Here is a 13145-nt window from a genome sequence, read left to right on the forward strand (position 1 = left end):
AATCATCCCTTCGTATCTTGAGCGAATCACTTGGATCGCAAACGATGTCTTTAGCATCATTATTGCCCAATGTGGGGTCAAATACTCAAAGATGACCGATTTGCAAGGTACACGGCGCCAGCAGGCGGTTCGTTGAATACGTCTGCGTTAGTTCGTTCCGCGGAAACCCTTGCCGACGATCTCGGAGCTGTCGACAATCGTGATAAAGGCACCCGGATCGACTTCGCGCGCATAGCGGCGCAGTTGCACGGCCTCGCGACGGCTTAGCACGCTCATGATCACCGTCACGCACTTGCCCGAGAAAGCACCGTAGCCGCGGCTGATAGTCGCCGTACGGTTGAGATGCTTGACGATAAACTCCTCGACCTTAAGGGGCTCGGAGCAAATGACCGTGCAGACTTTACGCAGGTGGATGCTCTCGATGGCTTTGTCGACCACAAGCGTCTTGGCAAACAGGCCGAGCACGCAATACAGACCGACGCGCGGGCCGTACAAGAAGGCCGCGATGGTCACGATGCCGATATCGACCAACAGCAGGGCGCGGCCAATCTCGAGCGTCGTGCGACGTTTGAGGATCATGGCGAGAATGTCCGTGCCGCCCGTCGAGGCACCAATATCAAAGACGATGGCGCTGCCGAGCGCCGGCAGAATCACGGCAAAGCACAGGTCGAGCCACATATCGCCCGTCATCGAGACATCGGTCGGAATAAAGAGCTCAAACAGCGAAACATAGGCGGACAGCGCAAACGAGGCAAAGACGCTCCACAGGATTGCTTTACGCTCCAAAAAGATAAAACCCAAAACGACGAGAACCGCGTTGATAATCCACATAAAGACGCCGACGGGCAGGGTCGGAAACAGCGTGGACAGAATGACCGACACGCCCGAGGTGCCGCCAAAAGCAAAGTGATTAGGGGTTTTAAACGCAACGATGGCAAAGGCCGTGAGGATCAGGCCCAGATTGAGCTCGGCAAAAAAGCGCGGAAAGCCCGGCTCCTGGCTGCGCTTGCGACCAGCGCGCTCGCCCCGCTCGATAACATCGCGATCGACCACGCGCTCCATCGGCACTACGGGAGGACGATGCACCTCCTCGGCAGCACGCGACGCCGCCTCTGCCGCAGCGGCCTCAATTGCCCATGCCTTGCTTTCTGTTTCGTGCTCGTCGGCCATTACGGCAACCCCTCGTTAACAATTTGGAAACAATGCGCCCATTAGAGTAACGCGGAACGTGGGGATTGCAACCCTTAGTTAGACGAGCGGTATGACTATATCGGGAGCGTACAAAAACGGCCGGCCACGCTTTTGCTTGCGCGGTCGGCCGTTTAATGTTTTCGCAGATAAAACCTGCCAAAACAAACCTGTCCCTTTTTGGAAGGTTATTCGTGCTGGCTGGTGCGGTGCTCGTACTCCTCGGGGGTGATGACATCCTCGATGCGCAGGTTGACGCCCGCCACCTCAAGGCCGGTCATCGCGGCAAGGCGCTCGGTGACACGTGCCTTAACATCGTCGAAGATCGCGGGCGCATAGGCGCCGTACTCGATGATGACGGAAATGTTGACGACCACGCGATTATCGTCGGTGACCTCGACCGTCACGCCCTTGGTCAGATTCTCGGCACCAAACTGCTCCTGCACAAAGTGCATGAGGTTACCCTTCATGCCCAGAACGTGCGGAACCTCGCGGGTGGCCATGGCGACGATCTTCTCGATCACGCCGTTGGAATAGGTCAGCGAGTCCTCGGACTCATCCGCTTCCTCGTCGTCCTCATCCGTATCGGACTCGGCCTCGACGAGAGCCTCATCCTCGAGCGTCACATCCTCAGCTTCGGCGACGACCGCCTCGTTCTCCTCGAGCTCGGTATCGGCTACATCGACCTTCGTATTAAAAGCCATGGTTCCTCCTTATGCCTGCCGCGGATGCGACAGTCGAATACATATTAGCGGCCGCTAAACAGACGGCCGAAGAAGTTGACGATCCCGTTCTCGCCGTCGCGAATTTGGCCGATCACAGCGCCGATCAGCACGAAGAATGCAATGACGAGCGTGTCCCACAGGCCCAACGTGAGCACCAACACGGCGAGGATAAAGCCGGCGACGGCGCCGAGCGTGGTGTTGGGATGACGCACAGCATAGCTCCAGACGGCAGCGCCCGTACCCTTGATGAGACCCATAGCCTCGTCAAAATCCGCGGCTGCCGCGTCTTGTAACTCGGTTGCCTCTGCTTTGGAATCAACAGGTTCGCTCGCCGACGTGGCGCTCTGGTCAATCGTCAGGCGCGGCGTACGAGCGGTCTTATCTTGATTGGTATCACTCACCGGAAACCTCCACGGTCTGGACGGTAGTCTTGGACGGCAAAAAACGGACGCGCGCGGTCGTACCCGGCGCGCCGAGCATGGTATCGCAGGCTTCTTCGATGCGCTGCTGCATCGCGGTAGCCAGAGATGCCACGTCCTTATCGTCAAGCGCGATAGCCTCGACCTTAAAACGGACGTGCGAATCGTCGGGGCCTTGGACGCGAGCCTCGACATGCTCGACCATCACGCGGTCGTCGCGCTCGGCAGCAACCCTGGCGCACGAAGAAAGCGCCGCAAGGGTAACCTCGATATTGCGCTCCCCCGCCGGATGCACGCAGGACGGTTCGCGACGGGCGAACATCAGGCGAAAAAAGCTCAGCAGTACGTCGATCGCCACGACGCCGGCGCACGCCGTCACGACGATGCGCGGCATGGGGTCGCGCATCAGCAGCATAAAGCGATACGTATACGGCCCCCAAAACTGGCAGACAAGCGTACCCAGTGCCACGATGGTGGCGGCAAGATACACGATCGCTAGGGCTCGTTTGAGTACGCGCACGCGGCGCTCCCTTCAAATCTCGGCTCTCGAAATGCAGAACGGTTCGCATCATTATAAAAGAGCCGGGTCCGGTGCTCTACGCACGCGGATCCGGCTCATCTATTCCACGAGGCTTGCATGCTCGCTTCATTATGCCCAGATATGCACGGCTCAATCCGTGCTGGCGCTACTCCTCCTCGAGGGCAGCGATGACCTCGTCGGTCATGTCCATGGTGCTGTAGACGTCCTGGACGTCGTCGAGCTCCTCAAGACGGTCGATGAGGCGCTGGACCTTCTTGGCGTCGGTACCAGAGACCTCGGTCGGGGTGGTCGGGACCATGGTGGTCTCGGAACCCTTGACCTGGACGCCCTGCTCCTCGAGCGCCTTGGAGACAGCCATGACGTCGTTGGCAGCAGTCCAGACGATCCACTCCTCGCCGGCATCCTCGTAGTCCTCGCCACCGGCCTCGGCGATGGCCATCATGAACTCATCCTCGTCACCGGCAGCACCGTTGGCGATCATGGTCTCCTTCTTGGCGTTCTCGTCCAGGATCTCCTTGGCGACGACGATCTGGCCCTTGCGCTCAAATTGGAAGGCGACGGAGCCGGAGGTGCCCAGGTTGCCACCAGCGTGGGAGAAGGCGGAACGGACATCAGCGGCGGTACGGTTGCGGTTGTCGGTCAGGCAGTCGACGTAGACGGCAACACCGGCGGGACCGTAGCCCTCGTACACGATGTTCTCGTAGACGGCGGCGTCAGCACCCGAACCAAAAGCCTTGTCGATAGCGGACTTGATCTTGTCCTTAGGCATGGACTGAGCCTTGGCCTTGGCAACGGCAGCGGCGAGGCTGGCGTTGTTCTCGGGCAGCGGGTCACCGCCGAGACGGGCAGCAACGGTGATGTTGCGGCTGAGCTTGGAGAAGAGGGCGGAACGCTTGGCGTCCTGCGCGCCCTTACGATGCTTGGTTGTGGCCCACTTAGAGTGTCCGGACATACGTGTCTCCTATCGGTTTCGACCTAAAGCCCAGCGCAGATGCTCGGGCAATATAAACAAACGTCGTTATGATATACCTACTGGCCTGCGAGATAAACCCCAAAATGAAGGCGTCGTGATGATGTCCCCTTTGGTGCAAAGAAACCTGACCCCAATGCACCAAGTTAGGACCAGAGGAAGTCGCTGCGGGTGACGGTGGCGCCGATGGCGAAGGGCATGCAGGCGATGACCGGATACAGGTAGCGCATGTAGGTCGAGCCGTTGCACGGACCAATCAGGCACACGGCGAGCACGCCCAACAGCGGCACCCAGATCGCCAGCACACGCCATGAATGACGACGCAGCAGGTAGACCACCACGGCAATCATGATCCACACATAGGTGGCCGAGCTCATGGTGAGCGAAATAAACGGGATGCGCTGCACCGCCACACGGTACAGATTGATCAGGTGGTCGCACCAGCGCACCACGTTGCTGTCAACCGGATGGAAGTCGAAGTACTTGAGGTTGTCGGGACGCGCCATGATCTCGGCACTACGCGCCGTGCTGTAGACCCAGGCATCGCGGGCACTCGGATAAAAGTAGCCGTAATAGTTATTGATGAGCGCCGAGATATAGCACTCGGGATCCTTTTTGAACATCTGCGCCCAGACCTCAAAATAGGCCTTGATGTCCTCCTGCGAGGCGTACTCGTTAAAGCAGTTCTTGACGGCATCGGACTTGTCAGGGTTGTAGCGGCGGCCCAGGTTCTCGTACTTGAGCACGCGATCGATCACGACGCGCTCCTCGTCGGTCACCAAACCGTCGCAGGGCGCCTCCACGATGGTGCCGTCCTCCTTTACCGTGGGGTTGACACCCGAGTTGAGGCCATCGTGCTTTTGAACGAAACGAGCCGTCTGCTGGAACGGAATCGAGAGAATTTCGCGCTTGGAGCCGGGCGTGATGTCGTGCGCCGGCATAAAGACCTTGGTGAAGTACATATTAGAGGCAAGGCAGAGCGCGAGCACCGCGAGGACGCCAACCCAGCGGAATCGCGGCGTGACGCATGAGACCGCGGTGCCCGTCTGCTTAGCCGCACGACGAGCGACATGTACATCCCATGCGCAAAACGCCGCCGCGATCATACACGCCGCCAGCGGAAACACCAGGCCTCCATTGCGCAAAAACGTGGAACCCATGGCAGCAAGCGCAAACAACAGCCAGTCATGGCGCGCAAAGAGCACGGGCCTCTGTTCGCCCGCACGCTCGGCATTGGCATCACGACGGGGCAAGCCACATGCCACGAGCTTGGCGGTCTGTACCAGCAGCACCAAAAACGCGTCGGCAAAGAGCACGTCTTTGGTGAGCAACGCCGCGTAGTTAGAGAACATCGGCATAAACGCAAAGAACAGCAGGATCGCACCGCGAACCGGCAGGCTCACGCCCAGTTTGCGCAGCGACGAAATGGAATAGGCCATGCAGGCAGCCGTGATGACAAATTGAGCGCAGGTATAGATGATGAGGCCCGCGTTAGCGCTGTTGAACAGCGAAAGCCCCAGTTGAACGCACGAGCCGATAATGGCCGTGTGCACTACGGGATGATGCCCGTTGAGCAGCACGTTGGGGTTGAGTAGGCGCAGGTAGTCGCTCGTGCCGTTGGGATAGTTGAACCACTGGCGAATCTGCGCACCCGTATCTCCCATAAAAAGGCCGGGCAGCGAAGCGATGAGCGTGGGCGCCCAGGCGATCATAAGCACCAGGAAGGGCCCGGCAAAGGGATGGACCGAGAGCACGGCGTGAGCCACACGCCATATGCGGCCAAAGTGCGCCTCGGAAAACGGGATGCGTCGGGAGCTCAGCCAATCCAGACACTCAAAAGCCAGATAGAAGGCAACGATCGCCAAGAGCATCCAGCCCGCGCCGCCAATCCAGGCACAGATGATGCGGGCCTTGTCGCCAAGAACAATCTCGGCCGAGTCGGTGAGATCGTAGCTGCGGCCGAACACCATGCAGATGGCGAAAAACAGCGACGGCAGAATGATCGACGGGCGCCAGGTGTCGCCACGGCCAAAGAATACGTAGCGAAACGGCAGCGTGAGCAGGCAGGCAAGCGCAAGCAGCATGACCGCGTCGGTATGGCCGGCAAACGAGAGGAGCACCTCGTAGCACACGTACAGCATGCCCGAGGCTTTGGGGTCAATCGCCAAGACTGCGTTGCTCGACACCGGGGCGGGATCGATGGAAAACGCCGTGGTCGCCAACAGCGCGAGCAGAAATGCGATGAGCGTCTGCTTGGCGGGGTAGCGCTTAAACCAGACGATGCGGGCAGCGTCGCGCGCAGCCGTTGTGGAGAGATCGGAATCCTTCACAGTCCGAAAGCCTTTCTAGAAACCTATCAAACTCAGCAAAACCACCACAAAGGTGCCTGTGTCCCCTTTGTGGTGGTTAGGCGTCGAGGTAGATGCGCTGGGGACGGTTGCGGTGTCGCGCGAAGATGATGAGCGCCAGGCCGGCGATCACGAGCGGAAGACTCAGCAGCTGCCCCATCGTGATGACGCCGCCCAGCAGATAGCCCAGCTGCGCATCGGGCACGCGCACGAACTCGACGAGGAAGCGGACGATGCCGTAACCCATCACAAACACGCCCATAAACGTGCCCTGGGGCAGCAGCGGCTTTTTGCGGCTGAGCACCTGCAGAATGCAAAAGAGCACAATGCCCTCAAGAAATGCCTCGTAGAGCTGGGAGGGGTGACGCGACATATCGCCCGCGGTGCCACCGAAGACCACGCCCCAGGGCAGATCGGTCGGCTTGCCCCACAGCTCACCGTTGACAAAGTTGGCACAACGGCCCAGGCACAGGGCCAGCGGAGCGCCGATGACGGCAAGATCGGCCAACGTCCATGCATCGAGCTTATACATGCGGCACACGATGATGCCGCCCAAGATGCCGCCGACCAGGCCACCGTGGAAGCTCATGCCGCCCTCGTTGGTGGCAAAGATCTCGAGCGGGTGCGCCCAGTAGTAGCCGTCGCCGTAAAAGATGACGTAGAACAGACGGGCGCCAATGATAAGGCCAAAGACCACGCCGACCACGACACTCGTCAGGTCGTCAATCGTGATGCTAAAGCCCCAGCGACGCTGCGTGCGGTACATGACGACCGCCGTGAGCAGGGCACCGACCACATAGGCCAGACCATACCAGTAAATCGTGATGGGCCCCGCCGAAATCGCGACGGGATCAAGCATATGGTAGAAGTCGTTGAGCATGTCGACCCTCCTACTCCCTACATACAAATGCGGCCGCGGGCCTTGCGCTCGCAGCCGCATATCTGAGCATAACGTTTATGCGGTACGCACGGTCCGCAGCCTTTACATCTTAGAACGGCGCGTACTCGTCGTACAGGTCGTCGGTCTCGCCGGAGGCATTAACCTGCTCGACACGGGTAACGCCGGGCACATGCTCCTTCAGGATGCGCTCGATACCCATGGACAGGGTCAGCGCGCTCATAGGGCAGCCGGCGCAGGCACCCTGCAGCTCCAGTTTGACGACGCCCTCGTCGTCAACACCCACATACTCCATATCGCCGCCGTCAGCCTGCAGGTTGGGGCGGATCTCCTCAAGAACCTTCTTAAGCAGCTCTTCGTTAACAGCCACAGGGGCTCCTTTCTCACAATAACGCGGGCACGCCCGCGGACAGGGGCTATGTTACTACAGCCATGTACCCGCTCACGAGCCATCCATGCGCGCGGACACGACTTTCACGAGCAGTCAATTTGGGACGGGGATCTTTTAGCTGCCTGTTGTTACCAGCTGGCATTGTCACGCGCTACTGCTGAGCCTGCCCCTCGGTACCGATGTGAACATCGACGATAACCTGGCGGTAGCTAATACCGCAGGAGTCGAGAATGCGGCGGCTGATGCGGCCGTCGTCGGTGTCGGCGTATTTGTTGTCCAGGTAGACAACCTCGCCCACACCCACCTGCGCCAAAATCTTGGCGCAGTCGTGGCACGGGAACAGCGTGACGTAGACCGTGGAACCCTCGAGGTCCTTGAGCGAGCCACGGTAGTTGAGCACGGCGTTGGCCTCGGCATGGACCACGTAGTTGTGCTTGTCCTGCAGCGGGTCGTCGCTCGTACCCCACGGGAAAAAGTCGTCGTTGAGCGCCGAGGGCGTACCGTTGTAGCCCACCGAAAGGATACGGTGGTTGGTGCTGGCGATGCACGCACCCACCTGCGTGTTGGGGTCCTTGCTGCGGCGCTGTGCGGCGATGGCCACGCTCATAAAGAACTCGTCCCAGCTAATGACGTCCAGGCGCTTGCCTGACGAAGTTTGATGAAGATCGTCCGACATGGCAGACACCTCCGTAATCGCAATAGTTTGACCCATTGTAGCAGGTGAAAGGTGGAGGCGTTTGTCCCACCGGCGCCCTCACTTTTACACGCGGCGGGGCTTTTGGTTGATGCGGTAGAGCTCGGCGAGTCCTCGCAACGTCAGCGTGTCGTCGACCGTCAGACTGTGACCGACCAACGACGCGAGCGCCTCGGCGTCGTCGCCGGTAATGACGATGGGCACGTCGCCCTCCCCCGCGGCCTTGGTCGCGCGCATCTCGGCGAGCACCATGTCGAGCATGCCGTCGATGCGGGCCACCTCGCCCAAGACCACGCCCGAGCGCATGGCCTCGCGCGTGTTGCGGCCGATCACATGCGTTGGCGCCGAGGGCTCAACCTGAGGCAGGCGCGCCGCAGCAGCCGAAAGCGAGCGGGCGCCAAGCGCCAGACCCGGCGCGATGACGCCGCCCACAAAGGTACCGTGCGCGTCGATGACCTCGATATTGGTCGTGGTACCCAAGTCAATCACGATGCAGGGAGAGCCGTAGACGGCGCGTGCCGCCACAGCGTCGGCGATGCGGTCGGGGCCGATCTCGGCCGGATCGTCGTAGTGTACGGGCATGCCGGTCTTGAGGCCCGGCCCCACGGTGAGCACGCGTCCCGTGCAGGTGCGGGAAAGTGCCGCCTTCCACGGGCGCTCGAGCGCCGGCACCACGCAGCTCAGCACGGCGGCCGCGGGAACGAGCGCGCCCGGCATGCCCGCATCGGCGGCAAGCGCGGCCATGACTTGAGCGAGACGCATACGCACTTCGTCGGCCGTAATACGGGCCGGCGTCGTGATCTCGCACGTCGCGAGCGGGCGCTCCTGCGCCGCGGCCGAATCCTCGGCAAACAGACCAAATCGAATGAACGTGTTACCCACGTCGACCGTCAATATATATGCGCACCCATTAAGCATCGTCGGCGCTCCTTTCGTCTGCCCAGCAGTATATCGCCTACCTAAACCAGTCATCCCAAAATGACTGGCTTGCGGTTATACTGATGCGCGGCCGCGCGCGAGCTCACGCGGCGGCCCTTGGTAACCCGACTTCCCGCGCCGTATCCGTAACGGCGCTCCCGGGGGAAGCGGATATACGCAAAGGAGTTTTATATGAGCAATCCCTCGAACCGCGCTTCGATGCGCGGGCAACTCACGCTGCGCGGAGTCGTCATCGGCGTCCTTGTCTGCGTGATCATCACGGCAAGCTCGGCCTACACTGCCCTCAAGATGGGCGCACTCCCCTGGCCGATCGTCTTCGCTGCCGTCATCTCGCTGTTCTTCCTTAAGCTCATGGGCAACGCTAGCCTCAACGAGGCAAACGTCACCCACACCATCATGTCCGCAGGCGCCATGGTCGCCGGCGGTCTGGCGTTTACCATCCCGGGCGCCTGGATGCTGGGCTATGCCGACCAGATCAGCTGGCTCGACATGTTTATCGTGGCACTCGTCGGCACCATCTTGGGCCTGCTGGCAACGGCGCTCATCCACCGCCACTTTATCGTGGACGCCGCGCTGGAGTTTCCCACCGGCAATGCCGCAGCTCAGACCCTGCGCGCCACCGAGGCCGGCGGCAAGACCGGCAAGCAGCTCTTTGGCTCCATGGCCATCGCAGGCATCTACAGCGTGCTTCGCGACGCTCTGGGCGTGGTGCCCAGCATGCTGTGCACGCTCAATATCCCCGGCGTGACCTTTGCCATCTATAACTCGCCCATGCTGCTCTCCATCGGCTTTTTGGTTGGCTTCGCCCCGGTTGCCTTCTGGTTTGCCGGCGCGCTGCTAGGTAACTTTGGCATCATCGTGGGCGGCACCGCTGCCGGTCTATTCGACGTTGTGACTGCGCAGGGCATCGTCAAATCGCTCGGCATGGGCCTCATGATGGGCTTTGGCGTCGCCGTCGTCCTCAAGGACATCCTGCCGCAGGTCGCCGGCATCGCCCGCGGCCTCGCCGCCGACAGCTCCAGCGACACCGACGAGCAGTCGCTCATCTCGGGCTCGCTTAAGCTCGACGCCGGCATCATCGGCCTGGGTACTGCCGCCATCGCCGTGATCGTCGCCATCGCGCTCGACCTTGGCCCCGTCCCGGCCGTCATCGTGACGCTGTTCACCTTTGTCACCACCATCATGAGCGCGCAGAGCTGCGGCCAGACGGGCATCGACCCCATGGAGATCTTCGGCCTCATCGTCATGCTCATCGTGGCTGCCTTCGCACAGATCGCCCAGGTCAAGCTGTTCTTTATCGCCGGCATCGTGGCCGTGGCATGCGGCCTTGCGGGCGACGTCATGAACGACTTTAAGGCCGGCGCCGTGCTGGGCACCAACCCGCGTGCGCAGTGGATCGGCCAGGCCATCGGCGGCATCGTGGGCGCCCTGGTCGCCGCCGCCGTCATGGTCGCGCTCGTCACCGCCTATGGTCCGGATGCTTTCGGCCCCGACAAGAGCTTTGTGGCCGCGCAGGCAAGTGTGGTCGCCACCATGGTCTCGGGCATCCCGAGCGTGCCGTGGTTCGCAGGCGGCTTTATCGCCGGCATCGTCATGTACTGGCTCGGCATTCCGGCCATGATGATCGGCCTGGGCGTGTACCTACCGTTCTATATGTCGCTCACGGCTTTCTTGGGCTCCTGCGTCAAGCTCGCCTACGACAAGTGGGCCGCACGCCGCGACGCCGCTGCCGGTCTTTCGGACGAGGAGAAGGCCTCCAAGGATGCCGCCTTCCAGGAGCAGGGCCTGGTCGTCGCCAGCGGCCTGCTCGGCGGCGAGTCCATCGTCGGCGTTATCCTGGCGTTTGTCTCTGTTGGTCTGAGCCTGCTGGGCTAAGCCCAACAACAACGCACCAACGCAAAGCGCGGGGTCGGAGTCAATCCGATCCCGCGCTTTTTTGTATCTGCCAAAACCCTCGGCCGCACCCGCAGATGATGCGTCCTCGTTTGTCTGCTCGCCTAAACTCCATGGCAGGATAACCGACCTGCCCGCTACGGTGTAGAGTAAGTACGACGGGCAAGATGTACGGCCCGCGCCAAAACGAGGTGGACATGGAACTCGACAAACAACAAATCAAGCGACTGCGTGAGCGCCATCACCGACGTCACGACATTCGACCGCTTCACACCAAGGCCGCCGACGAGACCGCGCGCTTCTTAAAGCGCGCATTCAACATTCGTGAGGGTCGCGCACCCTACCACGTGATCCGCAAGCGTTTTGTAAACGGAGCGCGCCTGACCGGCTCGCACCTGTGCATCCTCATCATCGCCATGCTCATCGCGAGCATCGGCCTCGATATCGACTCGGACATCGCCATCGTGGGCGCCATGCTCATCTGTCCGCTCATGGGATCGGTCCTTGCCACGGCATACGGCGTCGCCACGCTCGACCGCGATATTACTGTCGAGGCCATTGCCGGCCTCGCACTGCAGATGGCCTTATGCCTGGTCACGTCCACGCTGTACTTTAAGCTCTCGCCCCTTGGCACCACCACGGCCGCCATCATCGACAACTCGACACCGACTGTGTGGGACCTTGCCGTCGCGCTCGCGGGCGGCTTTGCGGGTGGCCTGGGCAACTCGCGCGACCAGGAACCCGCCACGCTCATCGCCGGCGTGGCCGTGGCGACCGCGCTCATGCCGCCCCTGTGCGCGGCGGGCTATGGCATCGCCATCGCAAGCGGGTCGCTGTTTCTCTCGGCCCTCTACGAGTTTGGCATCAACGTGGTCTTTATCGCGCTCGCGGCCGAAGCTGTGCTACTTCTTTTACGCGTACCGCTCAAGCGCGACCTCAACGGCGACGGCATTGTGACCGCCGAAGAAGATGCCGAGGTCGACGAGCTGTCACGCAAGGTGCGCCGCCGCATTATTGTGGGCACGGTGATCTTTGCCATCCCCTGCATCATCATGACGGCGGGTTCCATTGGCTCGGCACAGGCCGGCGTGCAGGACGGCTACGGTGTCACCGAGACCACACGCGAGCTTGCCGCGGTGCTGCCAGGCTTTAAGGATTACACCGTCGCCGTCGAGACCTCGGCTGCCGAAGGGAACGAGGAAGGCATGGTCGAGCGCGAGGTTGTCGCCCACGTGACGACAAGCGAGACGCTTGGGGCGCACGACCGTCGCGTTGCCCGCAAACTCATCGACCTCAACGTGCCCGAACTCGATCGCGTGGAGTTCGATGTGAAGTGATGCGGGATGTGAGATGGATGCGCGCACGGGCGCGAGTCGGAACGAGGCGCAGACGCGACGCAGGCCGCGAGCAAAAAAGCGGGGCGCGATTCATGTCCGTGCCCCGCTCGCTGTTTTATTGCCGTGAATCAACTGTCCGCATCGACATCGCCAGACTCCACCGTAAACGCCGGACCGGTACTCACCAGATAAAAACGGGTCACCCTGGTATCTCTAAATAGGTAGAGCAAGCCCTGATCGCGTCGGCGTGACAAGTACGCCACGTGGACCGTACCGAATTCTTCACCGTTTTCCTTCTTTAATATCAGGATGTTGGGGTCATCCGTACGCTTAAACTGCCCGTCTGTGCAGATTCCGTCTTGGTCGACCAGCTGCCATCGACAGTTGTCCTCCTCAAGAAAAGCCAGGGTTTCCCGACTCGTTTTGTCATCCCGATAGTAACCATCAATGACAAAGCCTTCGGAAGCACATTCCTGCATATAGGATGTTTCTCGACTTATAGCAAACAGCCCCGTAGCGCCTAAGAGCACAGCCAGGCAGACCACTGCAAGGGTTATCGAAATAGCACGGCGACCCATGTTAGCCCAACCGATAGTTATTTAACGGAGCGCGAAACATACCTGGAACCTCCGATATCAGGGGGAACGTCACCTATGGCCTGCCGGCAATCATATGCTTTCAACATCAAACCATATGGTTACAACTCGTTGGAGATAGGTTCCATGAACGGACGATAATTTGCGGCGAACGGCTACAATATGTTCATTATCTCAGGGTTCTGGAGGCAATTTTTGGTGCCACC

Annotated in this window: 13 protein-coding genes; 2 read left to right on the forward strand and 11 right to left on the reverse strand. The window is 60.7% G+C overall.

Going from position 1 to position 13145, the window contains the following annotated elements; genetic code table 11:
* Nucleotides 1-147: 147 nt before the first annotated feature.
* The 10 genes from DWV58_RS01175 to DWV58_RS01220 form a co-directional block, all read right to left on the reverse strand.
* Nucleotides 148-1170 (reverse strand): YitT family protein, encoded by a 1023-nt coding sequence (locus tag DWV58_RS01175; RefSeq protein WP_117584120.1) that lies wholly within the window; start codon nt 1168-1170, stop codon nt 148-150.
* A 206-nt stretch (nt 1171-1376) separates the two neighbouring features.
* Entirely contained in the window at nt 1377-1892 is a 516-nt protein-coding gene (locus DWV58_RS01180; RefSeq protein WP_055251999.1) for an Asp23/Gls24 family envelope stress response protein, read from the reverse strand.
* Nucleotides 1893-1936: 44 nt separating this feature from the next.
* Complete coding sequence (locus DWV58_RS09970; RefSeq protein ID WP_233503061.1) at nt 1937-2314, reverse strand: DUF2273 domain-containing protein; 378 nt, start codon at nt 2312-2314, stop codon at nt 1937-1939.
* Entirely contained in the window at nt 2307-2852 is a 546-nt protein-coding gene (locus DWV58_RS01190) for a hypothetical protein (RefSeq protein WP_147345854.1), read from the reverse strand. The genes DWV58_RS09970 and DWV58_RS01190 overlap by 8 nt, the downstream gene beginning before the upstream one ends.
* Before the next feature lie 166 nt (nt 2853-3018).
* The gene (locus tag DWV58_RS01195; protein ID WP_055251993.1) at nt 3019-3825 is read right to left on the reverse strand and encodes a YebC/PmpR family DNA-binding transcriptional regulator; all 807 of its coding nucleotides are present in this window, start codon (nt 3823-3825) and stop codon (nt 3019-3021) included.
* A 164-nt stretch (nt 3826-3989) separates the two neighbouring features.
* Nucleotides 3990-6173 carry a DUF6020 family protein gene (locus DWV58_RS01200; protein WP_233540468.1) on the reverse strand — a complete coding sequence of 728 codons (2184 nt, stop codon included), beginning with the start codon at nt 6171-6173 and terminating at the stop codon, nt 3990-3992.
* 76 nt (nt 6174-6249) lie between these two features.
* Nucleotides 6250-7071, reverse strand: a complete 822-nt coding sequence (lgt, locus tag DWV58_RS01205; protein ID WP_117640264.1) for a prolipoprotein diacylglyceryl transferase — start codon at nt 7069-7071, stop codon at nt 6250-6252.
* Between the two features lie 109 nt (nt 7072-7180).
* A complete protein-coding gene (locus DWV58_RS01210; protein ID WP_117637654.1) occupies nt 7181-7459 on the reverse strand; it encodes a NifU family protein in 279 nt (92 codons plus the stop codon).
* A 172-nt stretch (nt 7460-7631) separates the two neighbouring features.
* The gene (locus DWV58_RS01215) at nt 7632-8156 is read right to left on the reverse strand and encodes a dCMP deaminase family protein (RefSeq protein ID WP_099432128.1); all 525 of its coding nucleotides are present in this window, start codon (nt 8154-8156) and stop codon (nt 7632-7634) included.
* Between the two features lie 84 nt (nt 8157-8240).
* On the reverse strand, nt 8241-9056 hold the full coding sequence (locus DWV58_RS01220; protein WP_233540469.1) for a type III pantothenate kinase: 816 nt from the start codon (nt 9054-9056) through the stop codon (nt 8241-8243).
* Between the two features lie 228 nt (nt 9057-9284).
* Between DWV58_RS01220 and DWV58_RS01225 the strand changes: the two genes are divergently transcribed.
* Both DWV58_RS01225 and DWV58_RS01230 read left to right on the forward strand, forming a co-directional pair.
* Nucleotides 9285-10988, forward strand: coding sequence for an OPT/YSL family transporter (locus DWV58_RS01225; RefSeq protein ID WP_117775904.1), 1704 nt, complete (start codon nt 9285-9287; stop codon nt 10986-10988).
* A 215-nt stretch (nt 10989-11203) separates the two neighbouring features.
* Complete coding sequence (locus DWV58_RS01230) at nt 11204-12343, forward strand: DUF389 domain-containing protein (RefSeq protein WP_117775905.1); 1140 nt, start codon at nt 11204-11206, stop codon at nt 12341-12343.
* Between the two features lie 128 nt (nt 12344-12471).
* Here the strand turns inward: DWV58_RS01230 and DWV58_RS01235 are convergent, their stop codons facing one another.
* The gene (locus tag DWV58_RS01235; protein ID WP_147344059.1) at nt 12472-12921 is read right to left on the reverse strand and encodes a hypothetical protein; all 450 of its coding nucleotides are present in this window, start codon (nt 12919-12921) and stop codon (nt 12472-12474) included.
* Between the last annotated feature and the right edge of the window lie 224 nt (nt 12922-13145).

It is taken from the genome of Collinsella sp. AF11-11 (assembly GCF_003465485.1).
In the GTDB taxonomy this organism is placed as follows: domain Bacteria; phylum Actinomycetota; class Coriobacteriia; order Coriobacteriales; family Coriobacteriaceae; genus Collinsella.

Excerpts from the sequence above, each read along its gene's own strand:
- DWV58_RS01175 (WP_117584120.1), bottom strand. The coding sequence starts at position 1,170 with ATGGCCGACGAGCACGAAACAGAAAGCAAGGCATGGGCAATTGAGGCC.
- DWV58_RS01235 (WP_147344059.1), bottom strand. The coding sequence starts at position 12,921 with ATGGGTCGCCGTGCTATTTCGATAACCCTTGCAGTGGTCTGCCTGGCT.
- DWV58_RS01225 (WP_117775904.1), top strand. The coding sequence starts at position 9,285 with ATGAGCAATCCCTCGAACCGCGCTTCGATGCGCGGGCAACTCACGCTG.
- DWV58_RS01215 (WP_099432128.1), bottom strand. The coding sequence starts at position 8,156 with ATGTCGGACGATCTTCATCAAACTTCGTCAGGCAAGCGCCTGGACGTC.
- lgt (WP_117640264.1), bottom strand. The coding sequence starts at position 7,071 with ATGCTCAACGACTTCTACCATATGCTTGATCCCGTCGCGATTTCGGCG.
- DWV58_RS01195 (WP_055251993.1), bottom strand. The coding sequence starts at position 3,825 with ATGTCCGGACACTCTAAGTGGGCCACAACCAAGCATCGTAAGGGCGCG.
- DWV58_RS01230 (WP_117775905.1), top strand. The coding sequence starts at position 11,204 with ATGGAACTCGACAAACAACAAATCAAGCGACTGCGTGAGCGCCATCAC.
- DWV58_RS01180 (WP_055251999.1), bottom strand. The coding sequence starts at position 1,892 with ATGGCTTTTAATACGAAGGTCGATGTAGCCGATACCGAGCTCGAGGAG.